Origin of the sequence: Pararhodobacter sp. CCB-MM2 (assembly GCF_001691415.1) — a bacterium.
In the GTDB taxonomy this organism is placed as follows: Bacteria; Pseudomonadota; Alphaproteobacteria; order Rhodobacterales; family Rhodobacteraceae; genus Pararhodobacter.
The window spans coordinates 504,164-517,107 of record NZ_LRRR01000001.1; the positions used below are offsets into that span (position 1 = coordinate 504,164).

The following is a 12,944-nucleotide window of genomic DNA, read 5'->3' on the forward strand; positions in this document are numbered from 1 at the left end:
TATGCTGAGCAGGACCGCCGACAACCTCTTCTGGCTCGCCCGCTACATGGAGCGCGCCGAAACCGCCGCCCGACTGCTGGAGGTGGGCGCGCGCATCGCCATGCTGCCCAACTCGGAACAGGGCTATCGCAACGAATGGGAAGCGCTGCTGCACGCCGGCGGTTCCTATGACGCCTTCGCCGCGAAATACGGCGACCCGGTGCAGCGCAATATCGAGAGCCACCTGTTCTTCGATTACGAGAACCCCTCCTCGGTCGCCTCCTGCATCACGCGCGCGCGGGAAAACGGCCGGATCGTCCGCACCGCGCTGACCACGCAGGTCTGGGACGCGCTGAACACCGCCTTTCAGGAGCTGCGTCAGATCGAGCGCGAGGCGCGCTCCGACCAATCGCTCAGCCGCCTGATCGACTGGACCCGCCGCCATTGCGCGACCGTCCGGGGCGCGATCGAATCGACGCTGTTGCGCAACGATGGCTGGGACTTCCTGAACATCGGCTACAATCTGGAACGGGCGGATTCGACCGCACGTCTGCTGGACGTGAAATACTACGTCCTGCTGCCACATGCCGATTTCGTGGGCTCGGGCCTCGACAATTACCAATGGCGCACGCTGCTGCGCGCCATGTCGCTGCACCGCGCCTTCCACTGGGCCTATGGCGGCGACATCACCGCGCACAAGATCGCGCATTTCCTGATCCTCAACCCGCAGACCCCGCGCGGCCTCGTGCCCTGCGTCGAGGCGCTGAACCTGCATCTGGACCGGCTGGCGCGCTATTACCGCCGCCCGACGCAGGCGCAGAACGCCGCGCGCAACATGATGGCGCGCATGTTCGAAACCTCGACCGAGAGCGTCTTCGAAGAGGGCCTGCACGAGTTCCTCACCCGCTTCATCGGCGAGATCGCCGATCTGGGCGCGCGGGTCCACGAGGTCTACCTGTCCGGAGACGTGAAATGAGGCTGATCGTCGAGCATGTGACGACCTATCGCTATGACCAGCCGGTGCGCGCGGTGGTGCAGAGCCATCGCCTGCTGCCGACCAAATGCGACAACCAGATCACCCATCGCTGGCAGGTCGCGGTCAGCGACGGCATGATGGGCGGCTCGTTCCGCGATGGCGCCGGCGACATGATCCAGGCGTGGAGCGTGCGCGGCCCGGTCGACCATATCGAGGTGAAAGTCACCGGCGAGGTGACGACGACCGACCTGTCGGGCGTGCTGCGCGGCAACCGCGAATGCATCCCGCCCGTCGCCTGGCTGGGGGAAACCGCGCCCACCATGCCCGATGCCGCCCTGCGTGAGCTGGCGAGGTCGGTGAGCGATAGCAACCCGTTGGGACTGGCCCATGCGCTCTCGGGCGCGGTGGCCGAGGCCATCGTCTACAAACCCGGAGCGACCGACGCCCATACCACGGCGGCCGAGGCGCTGGCCTTGGGCGAAGGCGTCTGTCAGGACCATGCCCATGCGCTGATCTGCTGCGCCCGGCTGCACGACCTGCCGGCGCGCTATGTCTCGGGCTACCTGTTCACCGATGCCGACGGCAAGCCGCACGAGGCCGCCCATGCCTGGGCCGAGGTGCATATCGACGGCCTCGGCTGGGTCGGCTTTGATCCCGCCAACGCCTGTTGCCCGGATGAGCGTTACATCCGCCTCGGCTGCGGGATGGATGCACAGGCGGCGGCGCCGATCCGTGGCACCACGCGTGGTCCGGGCAGCGAGTCGATGGAAATCGCCGTTGCGGTCGCCTCGGCGCAACAGTAAATACAGGTCTTCTCGATGCCCCTTTCCGGGGGCATTCTTCCCCTCGGATACGGCACGCCTCGATGACCTATTGCGTCGGATTGCTCCTGAAGGCCGGCATGGTGCTCCTGTCGGACACCCGCACCAATGCGGGGCTCGACAACATTGCTACCTATCGCAAGATGTTCGTGTTCGAGGAACCCGGTGACCGCTGCATCGTGCTGCTGACCGCCGGAAGCCTCTCGGTTACCCAGACCACCCTCGCCCGCCTGCGCGACGCCATCGAGCATCCCGAAACCGAGGATACCCCCTCGATCATGCAGGCCCAGACCATGCTGGAAGTCGCCGAGATCGTCGGCAACACGCTGGCCTCGGTGCGGCAGGATATCGACAGCAAGATGCAGGCCTCGAAGGTCTCGACCTCGGCCTCGATGATCGTCGCGGGGCAGCGCAAGGGCGGCGCGATGCGCATGTTCCTGATCTACCCCGAGGGCAATTTCATCGAAGCCACCGAGGACACGCCCTATCTGCAGATCGGCGAGCATAAATATGGCAAGCCGATCCTCGACCGGGTGGTGACGCCGGATACGACGCTCGATGACGCGCGCAAGGCGGTGTTCCTGTCGATGGATTCGACCCTGCGCTCGAACCTATCGGTCGGCATGCCGCTCGATTACGCGGTGATCGAGAAGGACGCCTGCCGCATCACGCACAAGCAGCGGATCGAAGCCCAGGACGAGGATTTCCGCGCCATGTCGCAGGCCTGGTCCAACGCCCTGCGCGACGGCTTCCAGAAGATCGAGATCTGATCCACGCCTGCCGCCGCCTGCCCCCGCGTCAGCCGGAACCACCTGCCCTACCCCCAAGTTTTTCCAGTCGCCACCCATTTGCGACGGTGGCGCGCGCGTTTGCGCCAACGCCCGCCTGCCTGCTGTTGACGCGGCGGTCAGGCGGGGGCATCAAACGGGCAGACAGAACGCATAGCGGGCAAGGAACAGGCCATGAATTTCAAGACCCTCGACCAGATCGACTTTGCCGGCAAGACCGCACTGGTGCGCGTCGACATCAACGTCCCGTTCGAGAACGGTCAGGTCAGCGACTTCACCCGCATCGACGCCGTTCTGCCCACCATCCGTGACATCGCGGCAGCCGGCGGTAAAGTGGTCCTGCTGGCGCATTTCGGGCGTCCCAAAGGCAAGGTCGTGCCCGAGATGTCCCTGCGTCAGGTCCAGCCGGCGCTGGAAGCGCGCCTTGGCCAACCCGTCGCCTTCGCCGAGGATTGCATCGGCAAACCGGCCAAGGACGCCGTCTCGGCCCTGAAGCCGGGCGAGGTCCTGCTGCTGGAGAACACCCGTTTCCATGCAGGCGAGGAGAAGAACGACAAGATGCTCGCCGCCGGCCTCGCCGCGCTGGGCGATGTCTATGTCAACGACGCCTTCTCGGCCGCGCACCGGGCCCATGCCTCGACGGAAGGCATCGCAAAGCTGCTGCCGTCCTGCGCCGGGCGCCTGATGGAGGCCGAGTTGACCGCGCTCGACGCGGCACTGGGCAACCCGCAGCGCCCGGTGGTGGCGGTTGTCGGCGGCGCCAAGGTGTCGACCAAGCTGGACCTGCTGGGCAACCTCATCACCAAGGTCGATGCGCTGGTGATCGGCGGCGGCATGGCCAACACGTTCCTTGCGGCGATGGGCCAGCCGGTCGGCACCTCGCTGTGCGAGCATGACCTCGCCGATACCGCGCGCGAGATCATCACCAAGGCCAAGGCCGTCGGCTGCAAACTGGTGCTGCCCGTCGATCTGGTCGTCGCGCGGGAATTCAAGGCCCATGCCGACCATCAGATCGTCACCGAATGCCCGGCGGATGCGATGATCCTCGACGCAGGCCCCGCCAGCGTGGAACAGATTGCAGACATCTTTAGCGGATCGCGGACCCTGATCTGGAACGGCCCTCTCGGCGCGTTCGAGTTGGAACCCTTTGACACCGCAACCAATTCCGCCGCGCGCAAAGCTGCCGAATTGACCCGCGCTGGCACGCTGGTTTCCGTCGCCGGCGGTGGGGACACGGTGGCCGCCCTCAATCGTGCTGGCGCGGCGCAGGATTTCACTTATATTTCTACGGCCGGGGGTGCTTTCCTCGAATGGATGGAAGGCAAGGAACTGCCCGGTGTGGCCGCTCTGGAGGCTGAATGAACACGCGTGATCCTGATGACCCCAAGGGGCTCATTCGCGAAGCGTACAAGATCGAGGGGATCAGTGAAGCTGAGTGCCGCTCGATCCTGATCGACTGGGCGTTGAGCCTGCCGGACGGAAGCGACTACACGGCCAGTGCCGCCCGCCTCGCGCAGGCCGACCGCCCGGCTGACCATCCGATGACCCTGCTGCTGGACGCGGCCGGCGCGTCGGTGGCGGGCACCGGACGCCGCCGCGGTGGCCGTGCTTCCCGCGTGGAGCGGGGCGCGGCCTGAGGCTGAGTTGTATCACTCCGGCCAAATGTCGGAGAGTTTCTGTACCAACGCGCCGCAATGACTGGACGGCGCGCTTGGGAGTATTACCCTTATCGCCATCCCTTTGCTGATTGGCGCCTTGTTTTCCATGCCCTTTCCCTATCCCTCCGCTACCACTGGTTTTATTGCCCTCGCCGCGCTGATCGGCCTTGCCGGCTGTGCTGCCCTCGTCGAGAACCGCGCCGACACCCGTGAGACGGAGTGGGAAACCGAGACCCCACCCAGCGGCCAGTTCGTCGAGGTCGAGGGCCATCGCATCCACCTCATGGTGACCGGACGGGCCCGCGGCACCGCGCCCGATCTGGTGCTGATCCACGGCGCCAACGGCAATCTGCGCGACTTCACCTTCGACCTCGTACCGCGTCTGGAAAGCCGCTACCGCATCATCGCGCTGGATCGTCCCGGCCTTGGCTATTCCGACAGCTGGGGCGAGGCTGACAGCGATCCCCGCCTGCAGGCGCGCGTCCTGCGTGAAGCGGCGGAACAGGTCGGGCTGAGCCGCCCCATCGTGCTGGGCCATTCCTATGGCGGCGCCGTCGCCACCGCCTGGGCCCTGCAAGACCAGCAAGACACCGCGGCGCTGGTGCTTCTGGCCCCGGCGATCGAGCCCTGGGAAGGCGATCTGAGCTTCTGGTACAACCTTAACACCACCGCCCTCGGCGCGCCTGCCCGGGCCGTGGTCTCGGCCTTCGCGCCGGAATCCGCCGTCGATGCCGCGTTGGTCAATGTCTTCGACCCCGCCCCCGTGCCCGAGGGTTACGGCGAGCATCTGGGCGTCGGCCTGTCGCTGCGCCGCGACTCGCAGGCCAACAACAACCGGCAGGTCAATGCGCTGCTGGGTTACGTGACCGAGATGCAGCCGCATTATCCCGAACTGACGCTGCCGATCGAGATCCTGCACGGCGACGCGGATGTAACGGTCGGCCTCGACATCCATTCGCGCCGCTTCGTGGGGGAAGTCCCCTCCGCCCGGCTGGAGGTGCTCGAGGGCGCGGGCCATATGCTGCAACACACCCATCTGGATGCGGTCATCGCCGCCCTCGCCCGCGCCCGTCGCCGCGCCGGGTTGTGACAGGCGCTCTCAGAGCAACGCGCTGATCCCGTCCCAGATCAGCTTCACGCCGACGATCAACACCATGGAATAGGTGAAGGGATAGAAGACCTCGGGGCCCATGCGCTTGATGATCGCCGCCCCGATCCGCACCGAGATCACCGAGAGCGGCAGCAGCAGCGCGGCCGAGATCAGCACCTCCTGTTCGAACATCCCCAGCGCCGCATAGGGCACAACCTTCACGCTGTTGAGGATGGCGAAGAACAGCACCGAGGTGCCGGTGTACAGCTTCGGATCCAGCCGCTTGGGCAACACCTGGATCTGGAACAGCGGCCCCCCGGCATGCGCCACGAACGAGGTGAAGCCGGCAATCGTTCCCCACAGCCAGCCCATGCGCGAGACATAGCGCGGCGCCATGCCGATGAACCGGCCCAGTAACGCCCGCAAGGCGAACCCCAGCGCCACCAACCCGACCAGCAACCGCACCATCGCATCCGAGGTCACCGCCGCCGTGGCCCAGCCGATGACGATGCCGATCATCGCGGCGGGCAACATCACCTTCAGCACCTCGGTGTCGCGCCAATGCCGCCAGATCCAAAGACTGGCCGCGTCCATCGACAACAGGACGGGCAGCAAGACGGCAGCGGCCAGAACCGGCGGCATCACCAACGACATCACCGGCACGCCCATCAAGGCGAAGGCCCCGCCGAGCCCGCCCTTGGACAGCCCGACCAACCCCACGGCAAGCAGGGTCACCCACAGCATCGCCGGGCTGTGGAAAACGGTCCAGGTGTCAAGGAAAGTCATGCGCGCGCCCTCAGGGCAGAGATCGCGGCGACGTCAGTCGGTTGGCAGAGGGGCATTGCGGCTCGCAGGCGGGGGGTGGAATGGCCGGACGGTAAACTCCTGCACAGGTAAAGAAAACCCCGCCCCTTGACCTGTCGCCCCGAATGCGCAGATATCGATCCGGAACGCATGACCGATAAGGACTTGTGCATGTTGGAGCTTGTGCTGAACGCCTGATCACTGCCGCCGAGGCGGAGTGATCCACCGAGGGAACCGCGACCGCCGCGAGTGCTCCCTCGAGACATGGATTTCACACAGGACTGACAATGAATATTTCCAGACAGGAACAGCGCGTGCTGCACGTGCTGGCCCAAGGCGGTTGCATCCGCTACCAGCGCGGCCCCAACGGCCGCCTGTTGAGTGTCGATTGCATCACCCATGACGGGGCGTTTCTGACCGATTGCACGCTCGACGTCGTCGGCCGACTGAAGCGCAAACGCCTGATCGAAAGCCGCCATTCGAGCCCCTACCGGATCTCGGACCTCGGCCGCCGCTCGGTGCGCGCCCAACTCGACAACCGCGCCTGACACCGAACCCCGGAGGGGCTTGCCGCCCCTCCGGACCTCCCAGCGAGTATTTGGGACAAAGTGAAAGTGCAGCGCGGCACCCGATGGCGCTCGCCCCCACTATCTTCGTTCTGAAAATATCCTGGGGGGTGAGGCCGCAGGCCGAGGGGGGCAAAGCCCCCCTGATGCCGAGCGAAGCGAGGCCCCCTTGCCTTGTTGGTCGCCCGAAGACGCGGCGCCGCAGGCGTCGTGTCTGAGGGAGAAACCCCTCACCCGCCGGTATGGCTCATGTGCCGGCTGACCTGCCCCGCGACTTTCTGACGGGAATAGTCGAAATCATGCCCCTTGGGCTTGCGCGCGATGGCAGCACGGATCGCATCCTCCAGCAGCGCATCGTCCTCCGACGCCCGCAGGGGCGCGCGCAGATCCGCCACGTCTTCTTGGCCCAGACACATGAACAACTCCCCGGTGCAAGTCAGGCGCACGCGGTTGCAGCTTTCACAGAAGTTATGCGTCAGCGGCGTGATGAAACCGATCTTCTGACCCGTCTCCTCCAGCCGCACATAGCGAGCGGGGCCGCCGGTGCGCTCGGCGAGATCGGTCAGCGTGTAGCGCTCTGCCAGACGCGCGCGCAGGTCCTTCAGCGGCCAATATTGATCCAGCCGCGCTTCTTCGGACATGTCGCCCATCGGCATGACCTCGATGAAGGTCAGATCATGCCCCTCGGCCGCACACCATTCGGCGATCGGGAACAGCTCATCCTCGTTGAAGCCCTTCAACGCCACCACGTTCAGCTTTACCCGCAGCCCGGCCGCCTTTGCCGCCTCGATGCCCTTCAACACCTGCGGCAGCCGGCCCCAACGGGTGATCTGCGCAAATTTCGCGTCATCGAGCGTATCGAGCGACACGTTGATCCGCTTCACCCCCACATCTGCCAAGGGCTGCGCGAACTTCGCCAGCTGCGAGCCATTGGTGGTCAGGGTCAGCTCCTTCAGCGCGCCGGTGGCCAGATGCCGGCTCATCGCTTCGAAGAAGGTCATGATCCCCTTGCGCACCAGCGGCTCGCCCCCGGTGATCCGCAGCTTCTCCACCCCCATGCCGACGAAGGCCGTGCACAGGCGGTCCAGCTCCTCCAACGTCAGCAATTCCTTCTTCGGCAGGAAGGTCATGTGCTCGGCCATGCAATAGGTGCAGCGGAAATCGCAGCGGTCGGTGACCGAGACCCGCAGGTACTGGATCGCACGGGCAAAGGGATCGATGAGCGGGGCTTGCTGGGTCATGGCGGGCAGTGTCTCCTCAAGGGTTGAAACCTAATACCCGTTCACGCAAGCGGCAAGGGAGCGACCTTGCCGCAACCGGGGGTCAGCGCTAGACTTTCGGCCATGCGCAGTCTTATCCCAACCCCCGTCCTCCTTCTGGCCTTGGCCCCCCTGTTCACCGCCTGCTCGCTGCCGTTCTTCAGCGGCGACGACCGGCCCGATGCCCCCGTGGCCGCCGCGCCCGCCGACGCGACCGAGATGGCCGGCACCGCGCCGGGCGCCGATGCCGACGGCAACGTGCCGCCGCCGCCCGAAGCCGCCTCGGACGGTCTGCTGGGCGAGACGCTCGCCGGCCTCGGAGGCACCGCGCCGGGCAATTGGGTGATGACCGGCCTCGTCAGCGAAACGCAACAGGGCCGGGTCGAGACCGCCTCGGGCGGGTCGCTCGATGTCGAGCTGCGGCCCTCGGGCGCTGCGCCCACGGCGGGCAGCACGATCTCCGTTCAGGCGATGCAGGCGCTCGGCCTGCCGCTGGGCCAATTGGCGACGCTGCGCGTCTATACCGAGTAAATCAGCCGCTCCGGTGCATAAGGCGCGATCAACAGGTCGCGCCAGCCATTCAGGACCTCGTCCGCCAGCATCGCCCCGATCGCCGGCGCCAGCGTGACGCCGGAATGGCTGAGGGCGAGATAGAAACCTGGCAGCGGCAAGGCCCCCACCGCCGGGCGCCCGTCCCCCGGCGTCGGCCGCTTCGCCACGGTGTAGCGCTCCAGCGTCAGTTCACGCCCCAGCAGGGTCGAGGCCTGCCGGAAGAGCAACTGCGCCGAGGCCTCGGCCTCCGCCCCCGGATCGCAGCCGCCAAAATCCTCGCCGACCACAATCCGGCCCTCCGCTGTCTGGCGCAGATGCAACTCGGGCGCCATCACCAGCCCGTTCAGCAGCGGAGCGACCGGCTGCGACCATGCCAGCAGGCCCGGTGGCGCTGACATTTCGACCTGCAGCCCAAGCGGCGCGAGGAGCGCATTCACCCCCTCGCCCGCCGCCAGCACCACGGCATCGAAGGCCTCACGGCCCCCGTCGATCAGGACCTCAGGCCGGCCCCGCGTCTCGTCCAGCGCCACGCGCCCCTCTGTGACCGGCCCCGCCATCGCCTTGGCCGCCGGCTGGGGCTCCAGCTGCGCCTCGCCGGGCGCGTGGAAAGCCAATTCGGGCGGCGCGACGAGGCCCGGCTCCAAGGTGGAAGCCTCGGCGCCTGTTACCAGCCGACCATAGTCTTCGGCCTCGGCGGCAAAGGCGCGCAGGTCAGCCTCCGGCAGATCCCACATCAACCCACCGCAGCGGCGATACCCCGTGCCCGGCACTGCCGCCGCCAAGGTCGGCCACAGCTCCATCGAGGCCAACCGTAGCGCACGATAGATCGGGTCGTTGCCCCAGCTGGCGTTGATCCAGGCGAAAGAGCCGGGCGTCGCCTGCGTCCCGCCGGCGTCGAAGACCGTGACCGACGCGCCGCCCCGACGCAGATGCCACGCCACCGAGGCCCCCAGAATCCCCGCTCCGATCACCGCAACCCGCATCGCTTGCCCTCCATTCCCGCGCGCAAGACTTGCACGCCTTGACGTCGGGGTCTATCAGGCCCGCAACCCCGCCAGAATTGAAGGATTCCCCATGATCCCCCGCTACACCCGCCCCGAGATGGTCGCCATCTGGTCGCCCGAGACCAAGTTCAAGATCTGGTACGAAATCGAGGCGCATGCCTGCGACGCGCAGGCCGAGCTGGGGGTGATCCCGAAGGAGAACGCCGAGGCCGTCTGGAAGGCCAAGGACGTGGAATTCGACGTGGCCCGCATCGACGAGATCGAGGCCGTCACCAAGCATGACGTCATCGCCTTCCTGACCCATCTGGCCGAACATGTCGGTTCGGAAGAGGCGCGCTTCGTCCATCAGGGCATGACCTCGTCGGACGTTCTCGACACCTGCCTCAACGTGCAGCTGGTGCGTGCGGCCGATATCCTCGAGGCCGGGATCCAGCGGGTGCTGGCCGCGCTGAAGACCCGTGCCGAAGAGCATAAGTATTCGGTCCGAGTCGGCCGTTCGCACGGCATCCACGCCGAGCCGACGACGATGGGCCTGACCTTCGCCCGCTTCTATGCCGAGTTCGACCGCAACCTCGCCCGCCTGCGCGCGGCCCGCGAGGAAATCGCCACCGGCGCGATCTCGGGCGCGGTCGGCACCTTCGCCAACATCGATCCGGAGGTCGAAGAACACGTCTGCAAGATGATGGGCCTGAAGCCGGAGCCGATCTCGACGCAGGTGATCCCGCGCGACCGTCACGCGATGTTCTTTGCCGTGCTGGGCGTGATCGCTTCTTCGATCGAGAACGTCGCCATCGAGATCCGCCACATGCAGCGCACCGAAGTGCTGGAAGGCGCGGAATTCTTCTCGATGGGTCAGAAGGGTTCGTCGGCCATGCCGCACAAGAAGAACCCGGTGCTGACCGAGAACCTCACCGGCCTTGCGCGTCTGGTGCGCATGACGGTGATCCCGGCGATGGAGAACGTGGCGCTGTGGCACGAGCGTGACATCTCGCATTCCTCGGTCGAGCGCGGCATCGGCCCGGATGCGACCGTGACGCTGGATTTCGCGCTGAACCGTCTGGCCGGTGTCGTCGAGAAGATGCTCGTGTTCCCGCAGAACATGCTGGACAACATGAACAAATTCCCGGGTCTGGTGATGTCGCAGCGCGTTCTGCTGGCGCTGACACAGGCCGGCGTCTCGCGCGAGGACGCCTATGTCATGGTCCAGCGCAACGCGCTGAAGGTCTGGGAAGATCGCGTCGATTTCCAGGAGCAGCTGCTGGCCGACAAGGATGTCGTGGCGGCGCTGGGTGTCGATGGCATCAAGGCGAAGTTCGACATGGAATATCACACGAAGCACGTGGATACGATCTTCCGACGCGTGTTTGGCTGAGCTCAGGACCGGGGGCTTTGCCCCCGGACCCCCAGGATATTTGCAGAGTAAAGATGAGGGGCGCGCGGTTCTGGGCCGGGCGCCTTTCGCTTAGGCCCAGTCGGGTTTGCGCTTTTCGATGAAGGCTGTGATGCCCTCGTCCGTGTCGCGGTAGAGCATGTTCTCGACCATCACGTCGCGCGTGTAGTCATAGGCCTGATCGAGCGGCATGCCGGCCTGTTCGTAGAAGGCGCGCTTGCCGATCCGGACCGCCGCGCCGAGCTTGCCGGCGACGGTCTTGGCCAGCGCCATGGTCTCGGCCTCCAGCTGATCGGGCGGCGCGACGCGGTTGACGAGGCCGATCTCGCGGGCGCGGGCGGCGGGGATGAACTCGCCCGTGGTGAGCATCTCGAAGGCCTGCTTGCGGTGCACATTGCGGCTGAGCGCGACCATCGGCGTCGAGCAGAAGAGGCCGATATTGACCCCATTCACCCCAAAGCGCGCGTCCTCGGCCGCCACCGCCATGTCGCAAGCGGCGACCAACTGGCACCCGGCGGCGGTGGCGATGCCGTGCACCTGCCCGATCACGGGCTGCGGCATCTGCGGGATCAGCTGCATCAGCGCGCCGCAGCGGGTGAAGAGGTCGGCGAAATAGGCTGCGCCCCCATCCTCGGCCGCCCTGCCCGCCTGCATCTCCTTCAGGTCATGTCCGCCGCAGAAAACCTTCCCCGCGCCCCGGATCACCACCACCTTGATGCCGTCGTCCGCCGCGATCCCCTCCAGCCGCGCCTTCAACGCCGCCAGCATCGCGTCCGACAGGGCATTCGCCGCGCCCGGGCGGTTCAGCGTCAGCACCGCGACCCGTTCCGCAACGTCACACAGGACCAATTCGTCGCTCATCTTGCCCTCCCTCCGGCTTTGCCTGAGCTTAAGGTCCGGGAGAGAGGGAGGAAAGCATGACCAACGCGATGGACGCAGCGTCGCTCAACCGCTTCATGCAGGCGGAATTTCCGCAGGTCGCGGCCGATTTTCGCGTCGAGCGCGTGGCGCCGATGGAGGCAGACATCCGCATGCTGATCGGCGAGCAGCATCTGCGCCCCGGCGGCACCGTCAGCGGCCCCTCGATGTTCGCATTGGCCGATCTGGCCATGTACGCGGTGCTTCTAGGCATGATCGGCCCGGTAGCGCTGGCGGTCACCACAAACGCCTCCATCGACTTCATGCGCAAACCGGAATCGGGCCGCGACCTGATCGGCTACGCGCGCCTGCACAAGCTGGGCAAGACGCTGGCCGTGGGCGATGTGCTGATCCGCAACGAGGGATCGGAGGCGGTGCTGGCGCGGTCCTCGATGACCTATGCCATTCCACCCAAGCGTTAATCCCTGCGCCGCAATTCCAACTGCGCGCCGTTGCGGCGGGTCTCGTACCGCCCGGCTTTCTCGACCAGCTCCGAAAGTTTCGAGCAGCCGAAAGAGCGGCTGTCGAAATCCGGATGGGTCGACTGGATGGTTTGGCCGATCGTCCCCAGCGGGAACCATTCCCCTTCCGGATCAAGCGCTTGCATCGCCGCATTGATGAGCGGCACGGCATCCATTGGCGAGGTCTTCGAGCGCGGCGCCTCGCGCGGCTCGGCCTCGCGGATCAGGTTCTCGACGAAGATGAACCGCTTGCAGGCCTTGCGGAAGGCCTCGGGCGTTTTCTGCTGGCCGATGCCATAGACATCCAGCCCCTGTTCTCGGATTCGGCTGGCGAGGCGCGTGAAATCGCTGTCCGAAGAGACCAGCACGAAGCCGTCGAAGCGGCCCGAATGCAGAAGGTCCATCGCATCGATCACCAGAGCAATGTCAGACGAATTTTTCCCAACGGTATTCGCGGGTTGATGGTGCGGCACCAGCGCCAGTGCGGGCAGTTTCTCCTGCCAGCCGGACATCTGCTGGCGCGAGAAATCGCCGTAGATCCGGCGCACCGAGGCCTCGCCTAGGCTGGCGATCTCCTCGAAGATCGCCTCGGACCAGCGGGGCGAGGAATTGTCGGCGTCGATGAGGACGGCGAGGATCGGGATTCCGTTGCGGGCCATGTCAGGCCTCCTTGGTCAT

Annotated in this window: 15 protein-coding genes; 10 read left to right on the top strand and 5 right to left on the bottom strand. The window is 66.1% G+C overall.

The window, feature by feature from the left end; genetic code table 11:
* Position 1: 1 nt before the first annotated feature.
* The 6 genes from BCY78_RS02355 to BCY78_RS02380 all read left to right on the top strand — a co-directional run bounded on the left by BCY78_RS02355 (position 2) and on the right by BCY78_RS02380 (position 5,312).
* Complete coding sequence (locus BCY78_RS02355) at positions 2-955, top strand: alpha-E domain-containing protein (protein WP_068297243.1); 954 nt, start codon at positions 2-4, stop codon at positions 953-955.
* Positions 952-1,758, top strand: a complete 807-nt coding sequence (locus BCY78_RS02360) for a transglutaminase family protein (RefSeq protein WP_068297247.1) — start codon at positions 952-954, stop codon at positions 1,756-1,758. The genes BCY78_RS02355 and BCY78_RS02360 overlap by 4 nt, the downstream gene beginning before the upstream one ends.
* A gap of 62 nt (positions 1,759-1,820) precedes the next feature.
* Positions 1,821-2,546 (top strand): peptidase, encoded by a 726-nt coding sequence (locus BCY78_RS02365; protein ID WP_068297250.1) that lies wholly within the window; start codon positions 1,821-1,823, stop codon positions 2,544-2,546.
* 192 nt (positions 2,547-2,738) lie between these two features.
* Complete coding sequence (pgk, locus tag BCY78_RS02370) at positions 2,739-3,926, top strand: phosphoglycerate kinase (protein WP_068297253.1); 1,188 nt, start codon at positions 2,739-2,741, stop codon at positions 3,924-3,926.
* Positions 3,923-4,201 carry a hypothetical protein gene (locus BCY78_RS02375; protein WP_068297255.1) on the top strand — a complete coding sequence of 93 codons (279 nt, stop codon included), beginning with the start codon at positions 3,923-3,925 and terminating at the stop codon, positions 4,199-4,201. The genes pgk and BCY78_RS02375 overlap by 4 nt, the downstream gene beginning before the upstream one ends.
* A gap of 127 nt (positions 4,202-4,328) precedes the next feature.
* Positions 4,329-5,312 carry an alpha/beta fold hydrolase gene (locus BCY78_RS02380; protein WP_083194788.1) on the top strand — a complete coding sequence of 328 codons (984 nt, stop codon included), beginning with the start codon at positions 4,329-4,331 and terminating at the stop codon, positions 5,310-5,312.
* A 9-nt stretch (positions 5,313-5,321) separates the two neighbouring features.
* Here the strand turns inward: BCY78_RS02380 and BCY78_RS02385 are convergent, their stop codons facing one another.
* Positions 5,322-6,098 (bottom strand): sulfite exporter TauE/SafE family protein, encoded by a 777-nt coding sequence (locus BCY78_RS02385; RefSeq protein ID WP_068297257.1) that lies wholly within the window; start codon positions 6,096-6,098, stop codon positions 5,322-5,324.
* A 305-nt stretch (positions 6,099-6,403) separates the two neighbouring features.
* On the opposite strand from BCY78_RS02385, the gene BCY78_RS02390 reads away from it, so the two are divergent.
* Entirely contained in the window at positions 6,404-6,664 is a 261-nt protein-coding gene (locus tag BCY78_RS02390; RefSeq protein ID WP_068297259.1) for a YjhX family toxin, read from the top strand.
* Between the two features lie 248 nt (positions 6,665-6,912).
* On the opposite strand, the gene moaA is transcribed toward BCY78_RS02390, so the two are convergent.
* Complete coding sequence (gene moaA / locus BCY78_RS02395) at positions 6,913-7,923, bottom strand: GTP 3',8-cyclase MoaA (RefSeq protein WP_068297262.1); 1,011 nt, start codon at positions 7,921-7,923, stop codon at positions 6,913-6,915.
* Between the two features lie 102 nt (positions 7,924-8,025).
* On the opposite strand from moaA, the gene BCY78_RS02400 reads away from it, so the two are divergent.
* Complete coding sequence (locus BCY78_RS02400; protein ID WP_068297265.1) at positions 8,026-8,472, top strand: hypothetical protein; 447 nt, start codon at positions 8,026-8,028, stop codon at positions 8,470-8,472.
* On the opposite strand, the gene BCY78_RS02405 is transcribed toward BCY78_RS02400, so the two are convergent.
* A complete protein-coding gene (locus BCY78_RS02405; protein ID WP_068297268.1) occupies positions 8,460-9,476 on the bottom strand; it encodes an FAD-binding oxidoreductase in 1,017 nt (338 codons plus the stop codon). The two genes, BCY78_RS02400 and BCY78_RS02405, sit on opposite strands and share 13 nt — an antisense overlap.
* 91 nt (positions 9,477-9,567) lie before the next feature.
* Here BCY78_RS02405 and purB point away from each other — a divergent pair, with 91 nt between their 5' ends.
* The gene (gene purB, locus BCY78_RS02410) at positions 9,568-10,869 is read left to right on the top strand and encodes an adenylosuccinate lyase (RefSeq protein ID WP_068297271.1); all 1,302 of its coding nucleotides are present in this window, start codon (positions 9,568-9,570) and stop codon (positions 10,867-10,869) included.
* 90 nt (positions 10,870-10,959) lie between these two features.
* On the opposite strand, the gene BCY78_RS02415 is transcribed toward purB, so the two are convergent.
* Entirely contained in the window at positions 10,960-11,748 is a 789-nt protein-coding gene (locus BCY78_RS02415; protein WP_068297274.1) for an enoyl-CoA hydratase, read from the bottom strand.
* Positions 11,749-11,804: 56 nt separating this feature from the next.
* Here BCY78_RS02415 and BCY78_RS02420 point away from each other — a divergent pair, with 56 nt between their 5' ends.
* Complete coding sequence (locus BCY78_RS02420) at positions 11,805-12,227, top strand: PaaI family thioesterase (protein WP_068297277.1); 423 nt, start codon at positions 11,805-11,807, stop codon at positions 12,225-12,227.
* Here the strand turns inward: BCY78_RS02420 and BCY78_RS02425 are convergent.
* Entirely contained in the window at positions 12,224-12,925 is a 702-nt protein-coding gene (locus tag BCY78_RS02425; protein WP_068297280.1) for an NYN domain-containing protein, read from the bottom strand. The two genes, BCY78_RS02420 and BCY78_RS02425, sit on opposite strands and share 4 nt — an antisense overlap.
* Positions 12,926-12,944: the final 19 nt, after the last annotated feature.

What these genes read in the sequence shown, in the direction of transcription:
- BCY78_RS02355 (WP_068297243.1), top strand. Translation starts at nt 2, where the DNA reads ATGCTGAGCAGGACCGCCGACAACCTCTTCTGGCTCGCCCGCTACATG.
- BCY78_RS02360 (WP_068297247.1), top strand. Translation starts at nt 952, where the DNA reads ATGAGGCTGATCGTCGAGCATGTGACGACCTATCGCTATGACCAGCCG.
- BCY78_RS02365 (WP_068297250.1), top strand. Translation starts at nt 1,821, where the DNA reads ATGACCTATTGCGTCGGATTGCTCCTGAAGGCCGGCATGGTGCTCCTG.
- pgk (WP_068297253.1), top strand. Translation starts at nt 2,739, where the DNA reads ATGAATTTCAAGACCCTCGACCAGATCGACTTTGCCGGCAAGACCGCA.
- BCY78_RS02375 (WP_068297255.1), top strand. Translation starts at nt 3,923, where the DNA reads ATGAACACGCGTGATCCTGATGACCCCAAGGGGCTCATTCGCGAAGCG.
- BCY78_RS02380 (WP_083194788.1), top strand. Translation starts at nt 4,329, where the DNA reads ATGCCCTTTCCCTATCCCTCCGCTACCACTGGTTTTATTGCCCTCGCC.
- BCY78_RS02385 (WP_068297257.1), bottom strand. Translation starts at nt 6,098, where the DNA reads ATGACTTTCCTTGACACCTGGACCGTTTTCCACAGCCCGGCGATGCTG.
- BCY78_RS02390 (WP_068297259.1), top strand. Translation starts at nt 6,404, where the DNA reads ATGAATATTTCCAGACAGGAACAGCGCGTGCTGCACGTGCTGGCCCAA.
- moaA (WP_068297262.1), bottom strand. Translation starts at nt 7,923, where the DNA reads ATGACCCAGCAAGCCCCGCTCATCGATCCCTTTGCCCGTGCGATCCAG.
- BCY78_RS02400 (WP_068297265.1), top strand. Translation starts at nt 8,026, where the DNA reads ATGCGCAGTCTTATCCCAACCCCCGTCCTCCTTCTGGCCTTGGCCCCC.
- BCY78_RS02405 (WP_068297268.1), bottom strand. Translation starts at nt 9,476, where the DNA reads ATGCGGGTTGCGGTGATCGGAGCGGGGATTCTGGGGGCCTCGGTGGCG.
- purB (WP_068297271.1), top strand. Translation starts at nt 9,568, where the DNA reads ATGATCCCCCGCTACACCCGCCCCGAGATGGTCGCCATCTGGTCGCCC.
- BCY78_RS02415 (WP_068297274.1), bottom strand. Translation starts at nt 11,748, where the DNA reads ATGAGCGACGAATTGGTCCTGTGTGACGTTGCGGAACGGGTCGCGGTG.
- BCY78_RS02420 (WP_068297277.1), top strand. Translation starts at nt 11,805, where the DNA reads ATGACCAACGCGATGGACGCAGCGTCGCTCAACCGCTTCATGCAGGCG.
- BCY78_RS02425 (WP_068297280.1), bottom strand. Translation starts at nt 12,925, where the DNA reads ATGGCCCGCAACGGAATCCCGATCCTCGCCGTCCTCATCGACGCCGAC.